Origin of the sequence: Pseudomonas bubulae, from assembly GCF_900618535.1 — a bacterium.
Classification (GTDB): Bacteria; Pseudomonadota; Gammaproteobacteria; order Pseudomonadales; family Pseudomonadaceae; genus Aquipseudomonas; species Aquipseudomonas bubulae.
The window spans coordinates 1,382,238-1,403,433 of sequence record NZ_UYJA01000001.1 but is presented as its reverse complement, the minus strand read 5'-3'; the positions used below and the strand labels follow the sequence as shown (position 1 = coordinate 1,403,433).

Below are 21,196 nucleotides of genomic sequence, written 5' to 3'. Positions count from 1 at the left end.
GAGAATCCAATGCGTGTGTGGTTTTTAAGTGTTGCTCTGGCCCTGATGTGCGTGGCACAGACGGCAACGGCGGGAACTATCTTGATCGTCGGCGATAGTATCAGCGCGGCTTTCGGCCTGGATACCCGTCAGGGATGGGTGTCTTTGCTCGAACAGCGGCTCAGGGAGCAAGGCTACGACGACAAGGTGGTCAATGCTTCGATCAGTGGCGACACCAGCGCCGGAGGGCTGGCGCGGCTTCCTGCGCTGCTTGCAGAGCATAAACCGGATGTAGTGATTGTCGAGCTGGGTGGCAACGATGGCCTGCGCGGGCAGCTCCCTGCGCAATTGAAACAAAATCTTGCAGGAATGATCGATGCCTCGCAGCAGGCGGGTGCCAAGGTGTTGCTGTTGGGGATGCAATTGCCGCCCAATTATGGCGCGCGTTACACCCGGGCTTTTGCTGCGGTGTACAGCGAGCTGGGCAAGGAAAAAAACGTTGCCCTGGTGCCGTTTTTGCTTGAGGGCGTGGGCGGCAAGCCCGAACTGATGCAGGCCGATCGCATCCACCCGGCAGTCGGTGCGCAGGGGCTTTTGCTGGATAATGTGTGGCCGGCGTTAAAACCCCTGCTTTGATGCTTTTCTAGTGGCAGTGTTTCGGCTAAGGTGGCGCCCCCCCGATTTGGAGCCCTCGATGTCGCGTCCTGCCTGGTCTTTATATGCCTATCAACTGATCGAGCCCGATGAGCAGCTCGATCTGTTCGCCTGCCAGGAGGTACGGGTGCATCTGGTGACACGTCAACTGGAGCTGGGAGGCACCATTGACCGCACCTTGTGTGGCTCATTGCTGCCGGCGCAACCGCGTTGGTCGGATGTCACCCGCAAGGTGTTTCAGGACCACCGGTTATGCCCGCTGTGCCGGGCAATCATCGAGTCGCAGCGCCGGGGCACGGAGCCCATCTGGCCAGAGTTGCGCTTTGAACTATGATCTTACCTGTTTGATGCCCTGACCGGCTCACGCTCCCCGTGGGCGCGGTGTACACTCCCTTTTTTTGTCCCCCGTTGATTATGCGAAGGATGTTCCGGATGTTGTCGCGCCTACCTGCAGTTACCCGCTACCTGTCCGTTGCCGCACTTTGTGTTGCGGGTCCCGCGGTCGCGCTTGAATTCCCGCTGCCACCGCCTGGCGAAGATGTCGTTGGCGAAGTGCAGGTGATCAAAGGCAAGTACGAAGACTCCTTTGCCGACCTGGGTAACCAGTACGAGCTGGGCTATTCGGAAATGATCGCTGCCAACCCCGGGGTAGACGCCTGGCTGCCGGTCAAAAAGAACCCGGACGGCACCCTCGTCGATACCGATATCGTGTTGCCGACCCAGTTCATCCTGCCGCCGGGCAAGCGTGAGGGGATCGTGATCAACCTCGCCGAATACCGCCTGTATTATTATCCCAAGGACCAGAACAAGGTTTACACCTTCCCGCTGGGGATTGGCCGCGAAGGTTGGGGATCGCCCCTGGGGCAAACCAAAATCACCGCAAAGACGCCCAATCCGACCTGGACACCGCCGGCTTCGATCAAGGCCGAGCACGCCAAAAATGGCGACCCGCTACCTAACGTGGTGCCCGCAGGCCCCGATAACCCGCTGGGTCCGTTCAAGTTCACCCTCGGCATGCCGGGCTACCTGATCCACGGCTCCAACGCCAAGTTCGGCATTGGCACGGGCACCAGCCACGGCTGCTTCCGCATGCTTAACCAGAACGTGCTGCAAATGGCGCAGATGGTGCCGGTGGGTACGCCGGTGCGGATCATCAACGAGCCGTACAAAATTGGCGTCAGTGGCGGCAAGGTGTTCCTTGAAGTTCACGAGCCGTTGAACGTGAAGGATGGTTCGTTGCTGGCCGTGAGCGACAAGTCGCACTTGACCCCTGAAGACTTGCAGAACAAGTACGCAGGCTTCATGAACTTCCTGCTCAAGCATCAGGACCTTGAAAACAGCATCCAGATAGACAAGGATCTGGCATTCCCGGTAGTGGGAGCAGAAACCGGCATACCTGCAGTAATCGGCACAACCAATACCGGTATGGCTACTGGCCAGTCGCTGGATTATGTGCAGTAAGCCGTACTGAACAAGCGCAATAAAAAGCCGCCCTGGTTAATACCCCTGGCGGCTTTTTTATTGCCTGTTTAGTGACCGGCAGGCAATAAAAAAGCCGACCTATAAATAGGTCGGCTTGATAACAGTACCGAAGGACTATTACTTGCGGCTTGCTTTTTCAAGCATGCGCAGAGCGCGCTCGTTAGCTTCGTCAGCAGTCTGTTGTGCTTTTTGAGCAGCAGCCAGAGCTTCATCAGCTTTACGGTAGGCTTCGTCAGCACGAGCCTGGGAGCGAGCTGCTGCATCTTCAGTTGCAGTCAGACGGGCTTCAGTTTCTTTAGATACGCTGCTGCAACCGGTAGCCAGAACTGCGGCCAATGCCAGAGCAGAGAATTTCAGAACGTTGTTCATCGTGTTCCCCTTCAAGGACTTTCTAATTGAAGCTGTTCCTTCAAAGTGAGGAAACAGCCGGCGTACATAGTACCCATTACTTGTAGTAAGTAAAATGACCTAGCGCAAGAACCAAAAAAAATAATTGGCTGGCAATCTCGGTAGGCTAGCTTTAACAGATTGTGTTTGTAAAACAGTCAGTTTGGAGTGCACGAAGTGGCATCAGAGTGATGGCGCAGCGTGACTTTAAGTGCGGTTGTACGTCATAGCCTCAACCTTCCGGAAAATGTTCAGGGCCGGGTCAAGGATGTCGGGCCGGCGAAACGTTTGGGCGGGCCTGATCTGCTGACAACTGGCTGCCCCGGGAAGTGAACATTTGCACTAGAGTGGCTACTCTCTAATCAGGCCTGCCGGCACATCCCGGGCTGGCAGCGCGTGCGTGATGGCGTAGTAGTTCCCTCGGCGGAAAAACATCAGTAAGGTAGGGGTCACACTACAAGACCCGCGAGGAGCAATGATGAGCGAGGCGTTGTCTATCCACCATGACCAGGCAGGTCACCAGTTTGAGACCACTGTCGACGGTCATCGTGCTTACCTGACCTACATGGATCTGGGCAAGCAGACTCTGGATATCTATCGCACGTTTGTGCCTAACGCCCTGCGTGGTCGGGGTATTGCGGCAGCCTTGACGGAGCAGGCGCTCGATTACGCAGACAAGATGGGCTATGAGGTGATTCCCTCGTGTTCATACGTTGAGCGCTATATGGAACGCCACAAGCGCCCTCAGGCCAATACCTGAAGAACACGCACACAAAAACGCCGGGCATGCCCGGCGTTTTTGTGTGCGTCTGCAACCGTGCGGAACTGGCGCCAAACTATTGTGGGAGCGAGCAAGCCCGCTCCCACATGGGCTGTTAGCCGCGGGTGCGCTTTGGCAACACATCCTTGAGCTTGGCATGCATGCTGCGCAAGGTGGTCTCGGTAGCCGACCAGTCGATGCAGGCATCAGTGATCGACACGCCGTACTGCAAGTCTTCAAGGTTTTTAGGAATTGCCTGGCAGCCCCAGTTCAAGTGACTCTCAACCATCAGGCCGATAATCGACTGGTTGCCCTCGACGATCTGGTTGGCCACGTTTTCCATGACCAGCGGCTGCAGGGCCGGGTCTTTGTTGGAATTGGCGTGGCTGCAATCGACCATGATGTTCGGGGTGATCCTGGCCTTGGTCAGTGCCTGCTCGCAGAGCGCAACGCTGACGGAGTCATAGTTCGGTTTGCCGTTGCCGCCGCGCAATACCACATGACCGTAGGCATTGCCCTTGGTGGTGACGATCGACACGCCGCCTTCCTGGTTGATACCCAGGAAACGATGCGGGCTTGAAACCGACTGCAAGGCATTGATCGCAACCGTCAGGCCGCCATCGGTGCCGTTCTTGAAGCCTACGGCCGAAGACAGGCCGGACGCCATTTCACGGTGAGTCTGGGACTCAGTGGTGCGTGCGCCGATGGCCGACCAACTGATGAGGTCCTGCAAGTACTGCGGGGAAATCGGGTCGAGGGCTTCAGTTGCGGTTGGCAGGCCCATTTCGGCCAGGTCCAGCAGCAGCTTGCGACCAATATGCAGACCGTCCTGGATCTTGAACGAGTCGTCCAGATACGGGTCGTTGATAAGGCCTTTCCAGCCCACTGTGGTACGGGGCTTTTCGAAATAAACCCGCATGACCAGATACAGCGTGTCGCTGACTTCAGCCGCAAGCACCTTCAGGCGCTCGGCGTATTCATGGGCAGCCTTGAGATCGTGAATCGAGCAAGGCCCGATGACAACGAACAGTCGATGGTCAGTGCCATCCAGGATGTTGCGAATCACCTCGCGCCCTTTGGTCACGGTCCGCAGCGCTGTTTCGCTGAGAGGAATCTCGCGTTTGAGCTGTTCAGGGGTGATCAGGGTTTCGTTGGAGGCAACGTTTAGGTCGTCGATCGGTAAATCAGCCATCGTGTTACTCGTCAGGTCACGGGTGCCGGCCGCCAGCGATCCCCGTGCGGCGGAGCACAGCTTGATTGAGCGCATCGGGGAGCCGAACCTTAACGCGTTATCCGGTAGGTCGACAATGGGCAGGTACAGCTTTAATCCAGCACGGCCTGCGCCATTGCGTGGTCCATGGTGGCTTGCGAGAACTCCACGGCGTGATGAGTGACCCATTCCAGAGCCAGGGCTTGCAGGTCCTGGGGGCAGGGGCTTTGTTGCTGCTGCAGGCGTGAGAAGTGTTCGATCTGACAGACCTGTTCGCCCATTCGCGCACCAAACAGGGTTTGTTCATCAATCAAGGCAACGCCGATGCGGTAACCCTCCTTGCGCTTTTCGCACCAGGCTATATAGCCCGGATAACGTGCGTTTTCCCCCAGGGTAGGCATGGACATATCAACGGCGGTGCCGCATCGCCAGCTTCTGTCGCTGTTGCATGCCACGCCGCCGAGGCTGATAGAGTGCAGCTTCTGGCGCGGCAGTGAAGGTTGGTTGCGTAGCGTTATCTCAACGGGAATATCATCTGGGTGAGGTAAAAAACGACCCATGAATTCGGACTCCAGGTGCCATTAAATTAGTATTGTCTTATGAGTATAGTGACTGCGATGGAACTGACTGACTTTGATGCCGACCAGCTACTGCTGGCACTTCCCGGCACCTCGCTGGTCATCTTTACAGGAGCGGGCTGTTCGGCGTGCCGGGTGGCCCGGCGCATGCTGCCCGGCATGCAATTGCCCGTTGAACGGTTGTGCTGGATTGATGCCGGCAACAACGGCGGGTTGGTCGAGCGCTACGAAATTTTCCATCTGCCTAGCCTGTTTGTGGTGCACAACGGGGCCTTTTACGGTGAGTTGAAATCGCGCCTGAGCGAAGGTGAGCTGGCACATCATGTTCGGCTGGCCTTGATGCTTGAGCCTGACGAGCTACCGTGAAGCAACGTTTGAACCCGCTTTAGTGCTGTGGAGGCGATATGAGCAAAGGCTTAAAGGGCAAGCTGGTGCTGGCCATTTCTTCTCGGGCCCTGTTCGACTTGAGCGATAGCCATCAGGTGTACCTGGCCCAGGGGATCGAGGCGTACCGGCAATACCAGATCGAACATGAAGATGAAGTACTGGCCCCGGGGGATGCCTTTGCGCTGGTCAAGAAGCTCCTGAGCTTTAATGCCAGCCTTGGCCGGGAGCGGGTCGAGGTGGTGCTGGTCTCGCGTAACAGCGCCGATACCGGGCTGCGGGTGTTCAATTCGATCCAGCATTACGGCCTGAATATTTCCCGGGCAGCGTTCTCGGGCGGGCGCAACCCCCATCCCTATCTCAATGCTTTTGGTTGTGATCTGTTTTTGTCGACCCATGCCGAGGATGTGCGCAGTGCCCTGGATGCGGGTTTTGCAGCAGCAACCATTCTCTCGGGTGGCTCACTGCGTGCCGAAAGCAATGAACTGCGGATTGCCTTTGACGGTGATGCGGTGCTGTTTTCCGACGAGTCGGAGCGGGTTTTCCAGTCCGGAGGCCTGGAGGCATTTCAGTCCCTTGAGCGCGAATCTGCGCGCAATCCGCTGCGGGGCGGGCCCTTCAAGGGCTTTCTGGAGGCTTTAAACCTGTTGCAACGCGAGTTCCCCGATGACAACTGCCCGATTCGCACTGCGCTGGTCACTGCCCGTTCGGCTCCTGCCCATGAACGGGTGATCCGCACGTTGCGTGACTGGGACATTCGTCTGGATGAATCGCTTTTTCTGGGCGGGCTGGATAAATCGGCCTTTCTCGAAGCCTTTGCTGCGGATGTATTTTTTGATGACCAGGCCGGTCATTGCGAGAGGGCGCGCCAGGTGGTTGCGACCGGCCATGTGCCTCACGGCATCAGCAATGAATCCAGGGATTTCGCCCCCGAATAAGCATTGCCGGCGAGTTGCCGAGCGGAGCATCGCACTTGTCCCGACGCTGCTAAGCTCAACTTACTTCGTATATTGACGCTGTCGGGAAGGTCGCATGATTCGCTCAATCCTGTACGCCACTGACCTCGGCATTTACGCGCCCGTTGTGATGCAGCATGCGCTTGGAATGGCCCGCAGTTTCAGCGCCGATCTGTTTGTGTTGCATGTGGTTGAGCCCATGGGCCTGTTTGCCGAGTCGGTACTGCAGAGCTATCTCGATGAGCAGGCGTTGAGCGAGCTGCACCAGCAGGGCATGAGCACAATGCTTTCCAATATCGAGTTGCGGGTATTGGAGAGTCTTCGCGAAGAGTTGGCGGGGTGGGAACAGGAACTGGCCTTGATCCGATCGGTCAAGGTTATTCAAGGGGAGCCTTCACACGTCATTCTGGAGCAGTCGCAAAAGCTTTCAGTAGACCTGCTCATACTGGGCAGTCATGCCCAGCCCTCGGGGGGCGAATCGCATTTGGGGCGTACGGCCGCCCGAGTTATCGAGCTGGCCAAGATACCGGTGTATCTGGTGCCCCTGATGCAGCGCCGGCGCAGTGCTGATGTGTAAGGCTGATGAATCAATAAAAATGATAAAAAAGTTCTAGATTTCTTATTCCAACCTTCCATATAGTTATATATCGCCGCCGATGCCTTGGCGCCTATCAGCTTTGAGGGATGCATATGAAGCTTCAACAATTGCGCTACATCTGGGAAGTGGCGCACCACGACCTCAACGTTTCGGCCACCGCGCAGAGTCTTTACACCTCACAGCCGGGTATCAGCAAACAGATCCGCCTGCTTGAAGACGAACTGGGCGTCGAGGTGTTTGCCCGCAGCGGCAAACATCTGACTCGCGTCACTCCGGCTGGCGAGCGCATCATCACGACCGCTGGCGAGATCCTGCGCAAGGTCGAAAGCATCAAGCAGATCGCCCAGGAATTCTCCAACGAGAAAAAGGGTACGCTGTCGATTGCCACCACCCACACCCAGGCGCGTTATGCATTGCCGCCGGTGATCAGCAACTTTATCAAGCAGTATCCGGACGTAGCCCTGCATATGCACCAGGGTTCGCCCATGCAGATCGCCGAGATGGCCGCCGATGGCACTGTCGATTTTGCCATTGCCACTGAAGCCCTTGAGCTGTTCGGCGACCTGGTGATGATGCCGTGCTACCGCTGGAATCGCTGCGTCGTGGTGCCTCAGGGTCACCCGCTGACCAAACTGCCAAAGCTGACCCTCGAAGCGCTGGCCGAATACCCGATCGTGACCTATGTGTTCGGCTTTACCGGTCGCTCCAAGCTCGACGAGGCGTTCAGCCATCGTGGCCTGACCCCTAAAGTGGTATTTACCGCTGCCGACGCCGACGTGATCAAAACCTATGTGCGTTTGGGCCTGGGTGTTGGCATCGTGGCCAAAATGGCCGTCGACACCAATCTGGATAAAGATCTGGTGGTCCTTGATGCCAGCGAGCTGTTCGAGTCCAGCATCACCAAAATCGGTTTCCGTCGTGGCACTTTCCTGCGCGGATTCATGTGCGACTTTATCGAAAAATTTGCCCCGCACCTCACCCGTGAAGTGATGGCCAAAGCGATTGCCTGCCACAACAAGCAAGAGCTGGAAGAGCTGTTTGAAGGCGTGGAATTGCCGGTTCACTGATTCGCCGGCCCTGAACTACCCCTGTGGGAGCGGGCTTGCCCGCGATGGCATCGACGCGATCTGATTCAAGGATCGCGCCGTCTGCATCGCGAGCAAGCCCGCTCCCACATTTGGTTCGCACCCGTTGTCGAATGAGCGGGTTATTGCTGCTCGGCGTTGCGTGCGTGGCGATAGTCGCTGACCGCGTCATACACCGCCTTGCGCAGGCGGTTGATCCCGCCAATCGGCCGGTGTTCCTCAATGCCATGCCATGGGCTGAACGACAGGTTGTCACAAGCCAGATTCTGGCCTGGTGTGTCAAAGTCCTGGGCTGGCACCTTGACCCGTGCGACGGTTTCAAAGGGCGTGTCCGATTCTTTCCACTCGATGCTGGTGTCTTCGATCGGCATAAAACGATTGGCGTCCTGACGCTGGATCTGCAGCACAAAGCAGGCGGGCACCCGATCCGTTGACAGTTGCTGGTTCAAGGCGTTACGCAAAAAATTGGGCAGCGCCTCATTCTGCTTGGGCAGGCTGTAAGCCGGGCAACTGTCGGGGTCAGGGGCTACGCGGTACTTGGCATTGGCTGTGCCGAACTTGTAGGGCGACACAGAAAAATATGTCGTTTGTGTCGGGCTGGTCGGGGCAGGCGCCAGGGTAGCCAGGGCGATAAACAGATGGCGCACTTGCCAGCTGCGCGGGTCCCAGGACGGGAAGAATGCCAGAACCTTTTTGCCATCAGCCTGCGCGCCGATGTTCTGGCGGTATTCAGCGACATCGCTGACAAAGAAATTGGGATGGTTGAACATCACAAAGTCCTGCTCGGTGCGCCCTTGCTGGCCTGGCATCAGTTGAGTGCCGGGCACGTCCTGCAACTTGATGGCCATGCCGCGGGCATCGCGAATGCTGTCGAACTGCGGGTAGGCGTTGCCATTGGACAGGCGCATCACCGCTTGCCAGGTTTTGCCCGGCGTGGCAAACACACCCTGGCGCAGCGCCGGGTCGAGGTCGGCTAGTACCTCGACTTCGGCCTTGACGCAGCCGTGGGCCTTGGCATGGGCATCGCGCAAGTAGCGGGTGTTTTCGCGGTGCTGGTCGACGATGCGGATTGCGGTCTGGATGGTGTCCCGGGTCATGGCGGCTTCACCGTCCGGGATTTGCTCGCGCGCCGAAACCGGCCCGCGATGTTGCCAGGCGTACCAGCCGGAGGCCAGCGCCCAACCGAGCAAGCCCAGGGCAATGAGCAGTAAAAGCAGCTTGCCCAGCCATTTGCCGAGTCGAAGCCAGAAAGTGGTCAGCATGCAAACATCCTTTTAGCGATTTTTTTCAGATGACGGAGATCTTTCATGGCTGTGGCAATTCCTGCTCGAGAGGGCCGCCGAGCACTTTCAGGTACTCCAGCAATGCCCAGCGTTCTTCGGGTTGCAGCAGCCGCCCGATGACCCCGTTGCCGCGAGGGCCGGCGCGGAACTCGTGACCGCTGTTGTGGTTGCCGCTGATGCGGGTATCGAGTACAAAACCGCCGTCAAAGGCCTCGGTGCGATAGCCCAGGTGGCGCGGGTCATATTCAAAACTGCCGCGATAAAAGGTCTGATCACGCTCGGCCTGAGGCGAGAGCAATTGGTACACCGTAGGCACCGAACCATTGTGCAGGAAGGGTGCTGTGGCCCAGATCCCGTCCAGCGGCCGCGCCTTGTAGGCACGCACCTCCAATACGCCGATCGGCAAGCCAAAGCCGTTGAGGCGATCCTGTTCTTCGGGGCCGATATTGGCATCGTGATAGGCACGCTTTTCAACAAAGGCGGTGACATAGGCCAGGCCCTTGGCCACAGACAGCTTGCTCATGTCCAGAGGTGCGTCGGTCCTGGGGTACAGGTCGACGTTCATCCTGGCCAGCTCCTCTGCGTCCCATTGCAGCGCACTGAGGTCGTAGCGGTTGTCGGCGATATTATTGGCGGTATTGGGGTCGGTACCGATCACTTCCACAGGCAGCAACTTGAGTTGCTTGACCATCCGCCCGTTTTCTTCAACTTCAGGCGGCACATGGCAACCGGCGCAGTTTTCGCTGAACAGGGTTCGACCCTTGGCCGCCAGTGGGCGGTCAATTTTACCGAACAGCGCTTCAGGCCAGACCGGTGGTTTGAGCTTTTGCAGGGTTTCTTCGATCAGGTGCAGATCGTTAACGCGAACACTGGACGGATAACGGGAATCGCCCTGCAGGGGTTGGCCATGTTTGTCGAAAAAGTTCAGGGTCGCGCCCACGCCAAGCGCCTCACCGATGTTGCGTGCCATCGGCTGCTTGGCTGACCCGTTCCACTGCACCCAGTCGAAGGTCCACATGTCCCACAGATGCGGATAGTCTACCGGGGCATTGGCCACGCGATAGTTGTCGGGGGAAATCGCGTCGCCGAAACTGGCGTTGGCGATCCGGCCGAAGGCATCGGTACGGCCCGGGCCTTCGAGTGTCGGATAAAGGCCGCGATGGGTATCGTTCCAGGCCACGCCAAGGAAGGTGTCCAGGGATGCCTTGAAGTCCTTGCGCAGTTGCTGGTGCTGCGCATCATATTGATCGCCCAGTACGGTGCGGGCGAATCGTTCGAATTTCCACGGGTTGTAGTAGGTCGCTGCGAGGCTGGCGACCAGCGCCTGGCCGAAGCTGCCGCCGCGCAGGGTTGGCACGCTCGATGGCAGCACATGCTGTGCCGGAGCCCCGTCAATGCGCACCGCCTGGCCTTTGAAACGCAATTCGCCGGTGTGGCAGGCCGCGCAGGTGATATCCAGATACTCCACGTTGCTGCCGGGGTTCTGGTGGCGGGTAAAGCCTACTGGCAGGTTACCCGGGTTGGCAGCACTGGCCTGCTGCTTGGGGTCCACCAGAAAGCCGAAGCGCGCCAGGTACTCGGGGGCCGCGAAGGGTTGTTTGGAAAACGGCAGCTCCAGGGCGCTGAACCAGTCGTAATGCAGGCCTTTAACCTGAGTGCCCTGGGGGGTGTAGTAGTAGGTCTGGCGCTCAGCAGGACTCCACTGATCCAGGTAGTGCAGTTGCTGCACAGGCTGGTAGGCCGGCAGTTTTGGATTGGCGACAAAATAGATCACCAGGCCAAGGCCCATGGCTACAGCCACCAGCAGCCCCAGCAGAACACGGTAAAACAGACGCACAGTAACGCTCCTTGTAAAAATAATTACAGCCTTATGCCTCAGCTGCGGTCAGGCATCAAGAGAGCAGGGGGGTGCATTGCCGGGTTTACCGATGTGTTAACAAAAGTTGCGGCTAAAATGAATTGTTATTAATGCATGAACTTATCCACCAATTGCCTCTCTTATGCCGGTAGCCATTGGTCGCGGCCGCCTGATAAGCTCGCGGCTTTATTCGATTGCCCATTTGGCGCATGAACAAGGAAATAGCATGAAACAGCATCGGTTGGCGGCAGCTGTGGCCCTGGTAAGCCTGGTACTGGCGGGTTGTGATTCGCAGACCAGCGTAGAGCTGAAAACTCCGGCGCAAAAAGCCTCGTACGGCATTGGCCTGAACATGGGCAAGAGCCTGGCTCAAGAAGGCATGGATGATCTGGATTCCAAGGCCGTAGCCCAGGGCATCGAAGATGCCGTCGGCAAAAAAGAGCAAAAGCTCAAGGATGACGAACTGATCGAAGCGTTCGCAGCCCTGCAAAAACGTGCCGAAGAACGTCTGACCAAAATGAGTGAAGAAGCCTCTGCGGCAGGCAAAAAATTCCTCGAAGAAAATGGCAAGAAGGCCGGTGTTGTCACTACCGCTTCCGGCTTGCAGTACGAAGTTATCAAGAAAGCCGATGGCCCTCAGCCAAAAGCTACCGACGTAGTCACTGTTCACTACGAAGGCAAACTGATCGACGGCAAGGTGTTCGACAGCTCGGTTGAGCGCGGCAGCCCGATTGATCTGCCGGTTAGCGGCGTGATCCCGGGTTGGGTTGAAGGCCTGCAACTGATGCACGTTGGCGAGAAGTACAAGCTGTATATCCCTAGCGAACTGGCTTACGGCGCGCAAAGCCCGAGCCCGGCTATCCCGGCCAATTCGGTGCTGGTATTCGACCTGGAGCTGCTGGGCATCAAAGACCCTGCAAAACCGGCACAAGACGCTGCCCAGTAAGCAGCTTCTGGTACAGGCAACGCCCCGTCTCGACGGGGCGTTGTCGTTTATGTAGTCCACCTTTTGTTTCTGTAGGCTTTGTCCTGCAGTATTTTCAATACCCATAAGTTCTCTTGGCTAGTAGTTGCTGACTGCCAAGTCAATGAATTTATGGGTTTTTTTATGTGTGTAAAAAATGCCCGATCTGAGTACAGCCCTTATGGGACGGGCCTTTCAGGGTTGAAAAACAGCTCTGTTCACAAGGTTATCCACAATTTGTGTGGATAACATTTTCAGCAAATGACGGCTTTTTCGGTTGTTTTCACAAATTATTCACTTTTGAGTGAAAACCCCAGAGACCTTCGCGGCTGATAGGATTAAGCTCAAAGGGAAAGTTCTGACTCGATTTACGAAAAAAGTCTGACGGGGTTTAGTAATGGATCTTCAAATCATCAAGCGTAATGGTGAGCCTGAATACGCCGTTCTTTCATGGGAGAGTTATCAGGCACTGCTCAAGGCTGCTGGAGTCCAGGAGCCAGTTGCCGAGCCTGACAAGGATCTGCAGCCACCGGCACCCGAGCAGGTGCACCCCGGACTCGATCAGTTGCGTCACTTGCGCGAGAACAAGGGCCTGGCCCTTGAGGTGCTGGCACGCACGGTAGGCATTAGTCCGTCATATCTGGGAATGATCGAAACCGGCGAGCGTCTGCCAGACCTCGCTATCCGTCGCAGCTTGGCCTGGGAGCTTGGTATCGCAGGCTGGAGGGAAGCATCATGAACGTGCGCATCAGTCGTCAACACTGGGATGGGTTGTTGGCTGAACTCGATCAGGCGCGTCGACAGCGCCACTTGCTGACTTACCGTGCATTACTGGAACGGTTGCAATTGCCGAGCCCCGCCATGTTGACCCTCACCGCCGCACTTGAACATCTGGCGGCGATGGATGCCAAGGCCGATCAGCCATTGCGCAGTTCGTTGGTGATCAGCCAGGGTGCAAGCCGTCTGCCACGTACCGGTTTTTTCGAATGCGTGGAGCGCCTCGGGCGTTTCCCCGGCCCGCCGGACGGGATTGCCGCTGCGTCCTGGCATGCCTCAGAGGTGGTGCGGGTGTTCGAGTATGTTTACGAGCACGAGGAGGCTTGAGTGCTCTGGCGGCTCAAGGCGCGCCTGAGTTACTGGCTGGCGCGCAAGTTGTTTCACTGGCCATGGTGTGTCCGTCAGCCGCGTATCTGGCGCTGGATGGAGAGCCAGTTCGCACGCATGGCCAACCTCGGCAGCACCAGTGCCCGAAGTTTCTACGGCCATATCCTGGCCTTTCGCGGTCAAGGGATGGGCGCCAGGGAGGAGGGGGTGCGTTTGTTGCGTCTGGCGGCACTCAGTGGTGACGCCAAGGCAGCCTACCAGGTAGGCGTTTTCAGCCTGGCAGGGACGCTGAGCAAGACGCCTGACGCTGCCGAGGCTGCACGCTGGTGGACGATGGCGGCAAAAGCCGGGCACCCGCTGGCAGGGCACAAGCTGGCGGTGCTGTATCAACAGGGTGGCCCGGGGTTGATGGCTGACCCGCAGATGGCCAGGCTTTACCGTTAGCCAATAAAAAGGGCGGCCCGCATCATGCGGGCCGCCCTTTTTTTACCGGCCTGGCTTACTTCTTGGCCACCTGTGAGGTGAGCTTGAGGTAGTCCAGCAGAATCCGCCCGGTTTCACTCAGATAGGCGTCATCTTCCGGCTTGGTCTTTTCAGGCTCGACCGGCAGTGCATCTTCGTCTTCTTTCTTCATTTCCTTGAGCGGCGCTTCGCCCTTGGCCTGGCGGCGGGCGTTTTCCATCACCAACTGCTTGGCATCGATATCGGCGTGCTGGGCGCGACGCTCGGCTTCGTTGAGGCTGACGGTCTTTTCGGCCATCAGCTTCTCGGCCAGGGCCAGTTTGTCACGGATAAAGATGAACTCGGCATCCTTGGCCACCCGGGCTTCGTGCTCGGCCTTGAGCTTGTCGATATAAGGCTTGAACGGGTCGACGGCGGGCTTGATCGCAGGACGGATAGTGTCCCACGGCATGGCTTCGGGCAGTGCGCTTTCGCCGATTTCCTTGGTGTCGATAATCGACGGGAAGGCGACGTCAGGCAGAACGCCCTGATGCTGGGTGCTCTGGCCGGAAACCCGGTAGAACTTGGCCAGGGTCAGTTTCAGCTCACCGTGATTCAGCGGCTGGATGGTTTGCACCGTGCCCTTGCCGAACGTCTGGCCGCCGATAATCAGCGCGCGGTGGTAGTCCTGCATGGCACCGGCGAAGATCTCCGAAGCCGAAGCCGACAGGCGGTTGACCAGCAATGCCATCGGGCCTTTGTAGAACGCCCCCGGGTTTTCGTCTTCAAGCACGTCGACCTTGCCGTCTGCATTACGCACCAGCACGGTCGGGCCCTTGTCGATAAACAGGCTGGTCAGTTCGGTGGCTTCCTGCAACGAGCCGCCACCGTTGTTGCGCAGGTCGATAATCACGCCATCGACTTTTTCTTTCTGCAACTCGGTCAGCAGTTTTTTAACGTCACGGGTGGTGCTCTTGTAGTTCGGGTCGCCAGCACGGAACGCCTTGAAGTCCAGGTAGAACGCCGGAATTTCAATCACGCCCAGCTTGTAGTTCTTGCCATCCTGCTTGAGGTTGAGGATCGACTTTTTCGCCGCCTGCTCTTCAAGCTTCACCGCTTCACGGGTGATGGACACGATCTTGCTGGTCTGGTCATTGGGCGCGTTGCTCGCCGGAATCACTTCCAGGCGCACCACGGAGCCTTTAGGGCCACGAATCAGCTTGACCACTTCATCCAGACGCCAGCCGATCACGTCGACCATCTCTTTGTCGCCCTGGGCAACGCCGATGATCTTGTCGGCCGGTGCGACCTGCTTGGTTTTATGGGCCGGGCCTGCCGGCACCAGACGGACAATTTTTACCTGGTCGTTATCGCTCTGCAACACGGCGCCAATGCCTTCCAGCGACAGGCTCATATTGATATCGAAGTTTTCCGCGTTATCTGGCGACAGATAGTTGGTGTGCGGATCGTAAGACATGGCGAAGGTGTTGATATACGCCTGGAAGATGTCTTCGCTGCGGGTCTGGTCAAGGCGCGACAATTGATTCTTGTAGCGCTTGGTCAACAGTTCCTGGATTTTCGCAGGCTCTTTGCCGGCGATTTTCAGACGCAGGACTTCATCCTTGATGCGTTTGCGCCACAGGTTGTTGAGTTCGGCTTCGGTCTTGAGCCATGGAGCGTCCTTGCGGTCGATCTCCAGGGTTTCCTTGGCATTGAAGTCCAGCGAGTCAACGCCCTTGTTCAACTCGGCAAGCGCAAAGTCCAGGCGCGATTTGACGCGATCCAGATAGCGTTTGTAGATAATGAAACCGGGGTTCAGATCGCCGCTTTTGAGGAAGTCGTCAAACTGGAATTTCCATTTGTCGAATTCGGCAATATCGCTGGCCAGAAAGTAACTGCGCGAAGGGTCGAGCAGCTTCAGATAGCTGTCATAGATGATTGCCGAGCGGGCATCATCCAGTGGCGGCTTGCTGTAATGATGGCGCTTGAGCAGCTCAACAACGTTAAGACTGGCAATTACCTCATCACGATCGGGCTGAAGGTTATCCCAACTGTTAGCGGCGAACGTATTGGCCGAAAACGGCAAAACGCCTAGGCCAATGAATAGGGCAAGTGCGGTGCTAGGGAATAAATGCTTCATGCTGATTCGACGCGGGGGCAATTGATAACGCATATTAGGCCGTCTTTGAAGTCGCCGGTTCCATCAAGGACCGGTCGCATAATGCAAAAAGCCCGGTGCAACAGCTCCGGGCTCAGTCCAGACTCACTATGGAGGCACTGTGAAAGCATTGCAAGGCGTTGAAGGTCAAGTGAAGTGGGTTGAAGAGCCAAGCCCCACCTGTGATGTAGGGCAAATCCGTATTCGTGTGGCGGCAGCCGGACTCAATCGGGCCGATCTGTTGCAAAGCGCCGGCTTGTATCCGCCGCCGCCGGGGGCCAGTGAGGTATTGGGCCTGGAGTGTTCAGGTGTGGTCAGCGAAGTAGGCCCAGGGTCGTCCTGGCAAGTGGGTGATCGCGTCTGTGCCTTGCTGGCCGGGGGTGGCATGGCCGAGGAAGTGGTGGTTGATGCCCGTCATGCACTGCCGGTGCCTGAAGGTTTGTCGCTGCTGGAGGCTGCGGCATTGCCCGAGGTGTACAGCACGGCATGGCTGAACCTGTTTCAACTGGCCGCGCTCAAGCCGGGCGAAAAAGTATTGCTGCACGCGGGGGCAAGTGGTGTTGGTTCAGCGGCCATTCAGCTGTGCAAAGCCTTTGGTAGCCCGTGCTGGGTGAGCGTGGGCTCGGCCGAGCGCCTGGCTTACTGCCAGGCGCTGGGTGCCCAGGGTGGCGTGGTGCGTACCGAGGGGCTGGACAGTCTCAAGGCGCTGGGGCCTTTCGACGTGGTGCTGGACCCTGTGGGGGCCAACTATGCCGAATCCAACCTCAAACTGCTGGCCCAGGACGGGCGCTGGGTGTTGATTGGCCTGATGGGCGGGCGCAAGGCCGAGCTGGATCTGGCGCTGGTCCTGGGCAAGCGTATTCAGTTGCTGGGCTCGACCCTGCGCAGCCGCAGCGATCAGTTCAAGGCGGATTTGCTCAGTGATCTGGGGCAGCAGGTATGGCCATTGTTTACCGAAGGCCGCCTGAGTCCGCAACTGGCCAAGACCTTCCCGATTGAGGACGCGCAGGCAGCGTTTGCCGAACTGGCCAGCAACCAGGTGTCGGGCAAGCTGGTGCTGGTGATCGACAGCAGCTTAACCTGATCCTCTGCGGGAGCTGGCTTGCTTGCGATGCAGGCGATAGGGTCTGGCAGGCAAATCGTGGTGATGCCATCGCGAGCAAGCCCGCTCCCACAGTTTCAGGGGGTCATTTCCAGTGATGAATCGGCCACCCGGCCTTTTCAGCCTGTTCGCGCAGCACCGGGTCCGGGTTTACCACATGGGGGTGATCGACCTTGAGCAGCAGCGGCAAGTCGTTGCGCGAATCGGAGTAAAAGCTCGCGCCTTCCAGGTTTTCTTCCTGCTCATCCAGCCACTCCAGCAGGCGCGTAATCTTGCCTTCGCGGTAAGTCAAAGTGCCCACCGTGTGCCCGGTATAAAAGCCGTGAGCCACTTCCAGCTCAATGCCCAGCACTTCATCGATACCCAGGCGCTCGGCAATGGGTTTGACCAGGTGGGTGCCCGAGGCCGAAATGACCAGGATCCGGTCGCCCGCCTTGCGGTGCGCGGCAATGGTTCTGGTTGCGTCACTGAAGATGATCGGTTCGATATAGTCCTCAACCCAGGGCTCGACCAGGTGCGCGACTTCTTCGGGGCTGCGGCCGATCAGCGGCTCCAGGCTGAAAGCCATATAGTCTTCCATGGCCAGCTCGCCCCGGCTGTAGGCGGCCATCAGTTCGTTGTTGCGCTGCATGAACGACACCGGGTCGACCCAGCCCAGGCGGCCCATCTGCTCGCTCCAGAGGGTGGCGCAGTCGCCATGAATCAGGGTTTCGTCCAGATCAAAAATTGCCAGGGCCATCAGCGCAACTCTCTCTTCAGTGAATTCAGGAACATCAGGCTACCTCACAAAGGGTGCTCGAATCGATGGATAGCGCAACGGCTTGGCCGTCCGGGTACAAATCGCCCGGCGCACGGTTGAGTACGTCGACGATCAATTGCACGCCACGCACCTCGACGCGATAGCGGATCACGTTTCCCAGCAGGCTATGACTCAGAATGACCCCGTCGGGTTTACCCTGCACACTCAACCCCAGGGTTTCCGGGCGAATGGCGATGCGGCTGCTGACCGGGCGCTGCAACAGGCGGCTGGCAGTTTGCGCGTCCAGCAGGTTGTAGTTGCCGATAAAACCTGCGGCGAAGGCATCTGCCGGGGCTGCATAGAGGGTCTGAGCATTGCCGCTCTGCACGATATGACCCTTGTTCATCAGGAAAATGCGGTCGCTCATCACCAGTGCTTCTTCCTGATCGTGGGTCACGAAGATAGTGGTCAGGCCCAGCTCGCGCTGGATGGTGCGGATCTGCTCGCGCAAGTGCTTGCGAATTCGCGCATCCAGCGCCGACAGCGGCTCATCCAGCAGCAGCAGGCGCGGACGCGTCACCAGTGAGCGGGCCAGGGCCACACGTTGGCACTGACCACCGGACAACTGGTGCGGATAGCGCTTGGCGAAGTCATTCAGCTCCACCAGTTGCAAGGCTTCGGCCACGCGTTTGTGGCTGTCATCGGCCTTGACCTTCTGCATGCGCAGGCCGAAGGCCACGTTTTGTTCGACAGTCATGTTGGGGAACAGCGCATAACTCTGAAACACCATGCCGATGCCACGCTTTTGCGGGCTCACTGGCACGATGTCCTGGCCATCGAGCAGGATCTTGCCGCCATCTACCGGCGTCAACCCGGCGATACAGCGCAGCAGCGTGGACTTGCCGCAACCGGACGGGCCTAGCAGGGTGACGAATTCGCCCTTGGCGATGCTGCAGTTGATATCACTGAATACCGGGGTGCCGGAATAGGATTTTTGCAGGTGTTCAACGCTGACGAAGCTCATTGGCTTTTGTCCTTGTTCAGGAAGGTGGCAACCCAGGTCAGCACCAGTACAAAGAGGAAATAGGAAATGACCAGCGCGCTGGTGAAGTGGCCGCTGCTGTTGCGCATATTGTTCAGGAACACCTGCAAGGTCTCGTAGCGGGTGCCGACCAGGATATTGGCGAACACAAACTCGCCAAACAGGAACGAGAATGACAGCAGCAGGGCTACCATCAGGCCTTTACGCAAATTGGGCAGCACCACCAAAAATGCCGCCTGCCAGGTGCTGGCACCCAGCAGTTGGGCCGCGTCCATCAAGTCGCGCAGGTTGATCGCCTGCAAGTTGTTGGTGATCGCGCGGTACATGAACGGCAGTGCGACGGTGAAATAACAGCCGATCAGGATCCACGGCGTACCGACCATTTGCAGCGGGCCGGAACCATAGAGTTGCAGCAAGCCTACCGATGACACCACCGGCGGCACGGCGAAGGGCAGCAGGATCAGGATGTTCATCAGCGCATCCAGCTTGGGGAAGTGGTAATGCACCACAAACAGCAGCGGCAGGATCAGCACTACGGACAGCACCAGCGCCGCGACGCAGACCAGCAGCGACTGGCCGAAGGCCTTGAGGAAGCGCGGGTCGCTCCACAGCTGGTCATACCACTTGAAGGTAAAGCCGCTGGGCAACACCGTGGCTGACCAACTGCTGGCGATGGAGTAGATAAACGTGCCCAGCAGCGGTAGCAACAAAATCAGAAACAGCAGCCAGACCACACTGCGGTGGTACAGGCTGGCGGAAGTGGTTTCAGCGCGCGACATGGTAGCTCCTCTTTAACAGCCACTGATGCACCAGGGTTACCAGGGTCATCAGCCCCACCAGGATCACCGCCAGGGCGCTGGCCATGTTCGGATCCAGGCTGATATCGCCTGACACCATCGCGGCGATGCGGATGGGCAGTACGTTGAAGTTGCCGGTGGTCAAGGCATACACCGTGGCATAGGCCCCCAGGGCGTTGGCCAGCAGGATAACGAAGGTGCCGAGCAGTGCCGGGGTCAGTACCGGCAGGCCGATAAACCGCCAGAACTGCCAGCTGTTGGCGCCCAGCAGGGAGGCCGATTCGCGCCAGTCCTCGCGCAGGGCATCGAAGGCAGGGTAAAGCAGCAGCACGCCGAGGGGGATCTGGAAGTAGGTGTACAGGATGATCAGGCCGGTTTTCGAGTAGAGGTTGAAATCCTCGATGATCCCTGCCTGTTTGAGCATGATCGTGATACTGCCGTTAAAGCCCAGCAAAATGATGAATGCGAAGGCCAGCGGCACACCGGAGAAGTTGCTGGTCATGTTGGCGAATGCGTTGACGAAATTGCGCAGCCGCGAATCCACCTCGCGCAGCGAATAGCTGCCCAGTATGGCAATGATGATGCCGAACAGGCTGGACCAGAAACTGATCTCCAGGCTGTGTTGGATGGCCTGCAGATAGAATTTGGAGTTGAAGATCTTGATGAAGTTGGCCAGGCCCCAGCCACTTTCTTCCGATTGCACACTGTGGATCAGCACCCACACCAGCGGGGCGATCTGAAACACGATAAAAAATACCGCGAAGGGCACCAGGCACAGAACTGCAAGCCATTTGCCCCGGGTCATGGCGCGGGCCTCAGCAGCTCGCGGCACAGCGGTTTGTCGTGAGCTACGCCAAGCAACTCGCAGATCGTGCCGCACAACTCGAGCTGTTTTGGCATGACATCCGGGTTCAGGCTGAACGCATCGCCCAGCACAAACAGTGGCACTTCACGCTCTTCGGGCAGCAAGCCGTTATGGGAGCGATCGTTGTTCATGCCGTGGTCAGCAGTGACCAGCACTTGGTAGCCGGCCTGCAGCCAGCCTTGCAGATAGTCGGCCAGGATAATGTCGGCCGAACGCGCACTGTTGCGGTATTGCGCGGTATCGAGGCCGTGTTTGTGTCCGGCATCGTCAATATTCATGGGGTGGACCAGTAAAAAATTCGGCTTGTGTGCCACCCGCAGGCTTTCTGCGTCGGCGAACAGGTGGGAGTCAGGGTAATGATCACTCCAGTAGAAATGCCCGTATTGGATTGGCAAGTCCCCAGCCAGGGTATGGCGATCCCGGGCAATCACGAATGGCGAGCGGTTATAGAGCTCACTGATCCAGTGATAGGCCGCTGCCGCTGTGCTCAACCCGGCATCGCGAGCGTAATGGAACACGCTGCGCTGGTTGGACAGGCGCGAGACATTATTGTGGACAATGCCGCTTTCAATCGGCGGCACGCCGGTGAGGATGCACTCGTAGAGCGGGCGCGACAGGGCTGGCAACTCGCAGGTGAGCTTGTACAGTGCGGCCCGTTCTGCACTGACATAGGCCTGCAGATGGCCCATGGCAAGGCGGGCGACCTCAAAGTTCAAGCCGTCGAGCACTACCAGAATGACGTTGTGTTTCATGTAAGACTCCGCTGGCGC

At 58.0% G+C, this 21,196-nt stretch carries 24 protein-coding genes; 13 read left to right on the top strand and 11 right to left on the bottom strand.

What is annotated here, in order from left to right; genetic code table 11:
* Positions 1-9 precede the first annotated feature (9 nt).
* The 3 genes from PPTH39_RS06170 to PPTH39_RS06160 all read left to right on the top strand — a co-directional run bounded on the left by PPTH39_RS06170 (position 10) and on the right by PPTH39_RS06160 (position 2,094).
* A complete protein-coding gene (locus tag PPTH39_RS06170) occupies positions 10-615 on the top strand; it encodes an arylesterase (RefSeq protein WP_095019100.1) in 606 nt (201 codons plus the stop codon).
* Between the two features lie 58 nt (positions 616-673).
* Positions 674-967 (top strand): hypothetical protein, encoded by a 294-nt coding sequence (locus PPTH39_RS06165; RefSeq protein ID WP_003446817.1) that lies wholly within the window; start codon positions 674-676, stop codon positions 965-967.
* A 98-nt stretch (positions 968-1,065) separates the two neighbouring features.
* Positions 1,066-2,094, top strand: a complete 1,029-nt coding sequence (locus tag PPTH39_RS06160) for a L,D-transpeptidase family protein (RefSeq protein WP_095002149.1) — start codon at positions 1,066-1,068, stop codon at positions 2,092-2,094.
* 138 nt (positions 2,095-2,232) lie between these two features.
* On the opposite strand, the gene oprI is transcribed toward PPTH39_RS06160, so the two are convergent.
* Positions 2,233-2,484, bottom strand: a complete 252-nt coding sequence (oprI, locus tag PPTH39_RS06155) for an outer membrane lipoprotei OprI (RefSeq protein WP_003172710.1) — start codon at positions 2,482-2,484, stop codon at positions 2,233-2,235.
* Positions 2,485-2,980: 496 nt separating this feature from the next.
* Between oprI and PPTH39_RS06150 the strand changes: the two genes are divergently transcribed.
* Positions 2,981-3,262 carry a GNAT family N-acetyltransferase gene (locus PPTH39_RS06150; protein ID WP_019827604.1) on the top strand — a complete coding sequence of 94 codons (282 nt, stop codon included), beginning with the start codon at positions 2,981-2,983 and terminating at the stop codon, positions 3,260-3,262.
* A gap of 115 nt (positions 3,263-3,377) precedes the next feature.
* Here PPTH39_RS06150 and PPTH39_RS06145 read toward each other — a convergent pair whose 3' ends face one another.
* Both PPTH39_RS06145 and PPTH39_RS06140 read right to left on the bottom strand, forming a co-directional pair.
* Complete coding sequence (locus PPTH39_RS06145) at positions 3,378-4,454, bottom strand: 3-deoxy-7-phosphoheptulonate synthase (protein WP_095002271.1); 1,077 nt, start codon at positions 4,452-4,454, stop codon at positions 3,378-3,380.
* 131 nt (positions 4,455-4,585) lie between these two features.
* On the bottom strand, positions 4,586-5,032 hold the full coding sequence (locus PPTH39_RS06140) for a PilZ domain-containing protein (protein ID WP_095002147.1): 447 nt from the start codon (positions 5,030-5,032) through the stop codon (positions 4,586-4,588).
* A 57-nt stretch (positions 5,033-5,089) separates the two neighbouring features.
* Here PPTH39_RS06140 and PPTH39_RS06135 point away from each other — a divergent pair, with 57 nt between their 5' ends.
* From PPTH39_RS06135 to cysB, 4 genes are all read left to right on the top strand, one after another.
* Positions 5,090-5,416 carry a YbbN family protein gene (locus PPTH39_RS06135; RefSeq protein WP_095002146.1) on the top strand — a complete coding sequence of 109 codons (327 nt, stop codon included), beginning with the start codon at positions 5,090-5,092 and terminating at the stop codon, positions 5,414-5,416.
* A 38-nt stretch (positions 5,417-5,454) separates the two neighbouring features.
* A complete protein-coding gene (locus PPTH39_RS06130) occupies positions 5,455-6,372 on the top strand; it encodes a 5'-nucleotidase (RefSeq protein ID WP_095002145.1) in 918 nt (305 codons plus the stop codon).
* Positions 6,373-6,466: 94 nt separating this feature from the next.
* Entirely contained in the window at positions 6,467-6,967 is a 501-nt protein-coding gene (locus PPTH39_RS06125) for a universal stress protein (RefSeq protein ID WP_095002144.1), read from the top strand.
* Positions 6,968-7,080: 113 nt separating this feature from the next.
* Positions 7,081-8,055, top strand: coding sequence for an HTH-type transcriptional regulator CysB (gene cysB, locus PPTH39_RS06120; protein WP_016780131.1), 975 nt, complete (start codon positions 7,081-7,083; stop codon positions 8,053-8,055).
* Between the two features lie 140 nt (positions 8,056-8,195).
* Here the strand turns inward: cysB and PPTH39_RS06115 are convergent, their stop codons facing one another.
* Together PPTH39_RS06115 and PPTH39_RS06110 are read right to left on the bottom strand one after the other, a co-directional pair.
* Complete coding sequence (locus PPTH39_RS06115; RefSeq protein ID WP_130871761.1) at positions 8,196-9,335, bottom strand: catalase family protein; 1,140 nt, start codon at positions 9,333-9,335, stop codon at positions 8,196-8,198.
* Positions 9,336-9,378: 43 nt separating this feature from the next.
* On the bottom strand, positions 9,379-11,193 hold the full coding sequence (locus PPTH39_RS06110; RefSeq protein WP_130871760.1) for a di-heme-cytochrome C peroxidase: 1,815 nt from the start codon (positions 11,191-11,193) through the stop codon (positions 9,379-9,381).
* 247 nt (positions 11,194-11,440) lie between these two features.
* Between PPTH39_RS06110 and PPTH39_RS06105 the strand changes: the two genes are divergently transcribed.
* The 4 genes from PPTH39_RS06105 (at position 11,441) to PPTH39_RS06090 (ending at position 13,726) form a co-directional block, all read left to right on the top strand.
* The gene (locus tag PPTH39_RS06105; protein ID WP_095002141.1) at positions 11,441-12,160 is read left to right on the top strand and encodes an FKBP-type peptidyl-prolyl cis-trans isomerase; all 720 of its coding nucleotides are present in this window, start codon (positions 11,441-11,443) and stop codon (positions 12,158-12,160) included.
* Between the two features lie 415 nt (positions 12,161-12,575).
* Entirely contained in the window at positions 12,576-12,917 is a 342-nt protein-coding gene (locus PPTH39_RS06100) for a helix-turn-helix domain-containing protein (protein ID WP_095019103.1), read from the top strand.
* Entirely contained in the window at positions 12,914-13,282 is a 369-nt protein-coding gene (locus tag PPTH39_RS06095) for a hypothetical protein (protein ID WP_095002139.1), read from the top strand. Before PPTH39_RS06100 ends, PPTH39_RS06095 begins: the two co-directional genes overlap by 4 nt.
* A complete protein-coding gene (locus tag PPTH39_RS06090; protein ID WP_130871759.1) occupies positions 13,283-13,726 on the top strand; it encodes an SEL1-like repeat protein in 444 nt (147 codons plus the stop codon). It begins immediately after the preceding gene.
* A 55-nt stretch (positions 13,727-13,781) separates the two neighbouring features.
* Here PPTH39_RS06090 and PPTH39_RS06085 read toward each other — a convergent pair whose 3' ends face one another.
* Positions 13,782-15,863 (bottom strand): carboxy terminal-processing peptidase, encoded by a 2,082-nt coding sequence (locus PPTH39_RS06085; RefSeq protein ID WP_198417396.1) that lies wholly within the window; start codon positions 15,861-15,863, stop codon positions 13,782-13,784.
* A gap of 139 nt (positions 15,864-16,002) precedes the next feature.
* Here PPTH39_RS06085 and PPTH39_RS06080 point away from each other — a divergent pair, with 139 nt between their 5' ends.
* The gene (locus tag PPTH39_RS06080; protein ID WP_095002136.1) at positions 16,003-16,965 is read left to right on the top strand and encodes an NAD(P)H-quinone oxidoreductase; all 963 of its coding nucleotides are present in this window, start codon (positions 16,003-16,005) and stop codon (positions 16,963-16,965) included.
* A 103-nt stretch (positions 16,966-17,068) separates the two neighbouring features.
* On the opposite strand, the gene PPTH39_RS06075 is transcribed toward PPTH39_RS06080, so the two are convergent.
* From PPTH39_RS06075 to PPTH39_RS06055, 5 genes are read right to left on the bottom strand one after another with little or no spacing between them, the layout of a single operon-like run.
* Positions 17,069-17,722, bottom strand: a complete 654-nt coding sequence (locus tag PPTH39_RS06075) for an HAD family hydrolase (RefSeq protein ID WP_095002135.1) — start codon at positions 17,720-17,722, stop codon at positions 17,069-17,071.
* A 34-nt stretch (positions 17,723-17,756) separates the two neighbouring features.
* On the bottom strand, positions 17,757-18,746 hold the full coding sequence (locus PPTH39_RS06070) for an ABC transporter ATP-binding protein (protein ID WP_095038534.1): 990 nt from the start codon (positions 18,744-18,746) through the stop codon (positions 17,757-17,759).
* The gene (locus tag PPTH39_RS06065; RefSeq protein ID WP_095002133.1) at positions 18,743-19,543 is read right to left on the bottom strand and encodes an ABC transporter permease; all 801 of its coding nucleotides are present in this window, start codon (positions 19,541-19,543) and stop codon (positions 18,743-18,745) included. Before PPTH39_RS06065 ends, PPTH39_RS06070 begins: the two co-directional genes overlap by 4 nt.
* Entirely contained in the window at positions 19,530-20,366 is an 837-nt protein-coding gene (locus PPTH39_RS06060; RefSeq protein ID WP_130871757.1) for an ABC transporter permease, read from the bottom strand. Before PPTH39_RS06060 ends, PPTH39_RS06065 begins: the two co-directional genes overlap by 14 nt.
* Entirely contained in the window at positions 20,363-21,178 is an 816-nt protein-coding gene (locus PPTH39_RS06055; protein WP_095019108.1) for an alkaline phosphatase family protein, read from the bottom strand. Before PPTH39_RS06055 ends, PPTH39_RS06060 begins: the two co-directional genes overlap by 4 nt.
* Positions 21,179-21,196 lie beyond the last annotated feature (18 nt).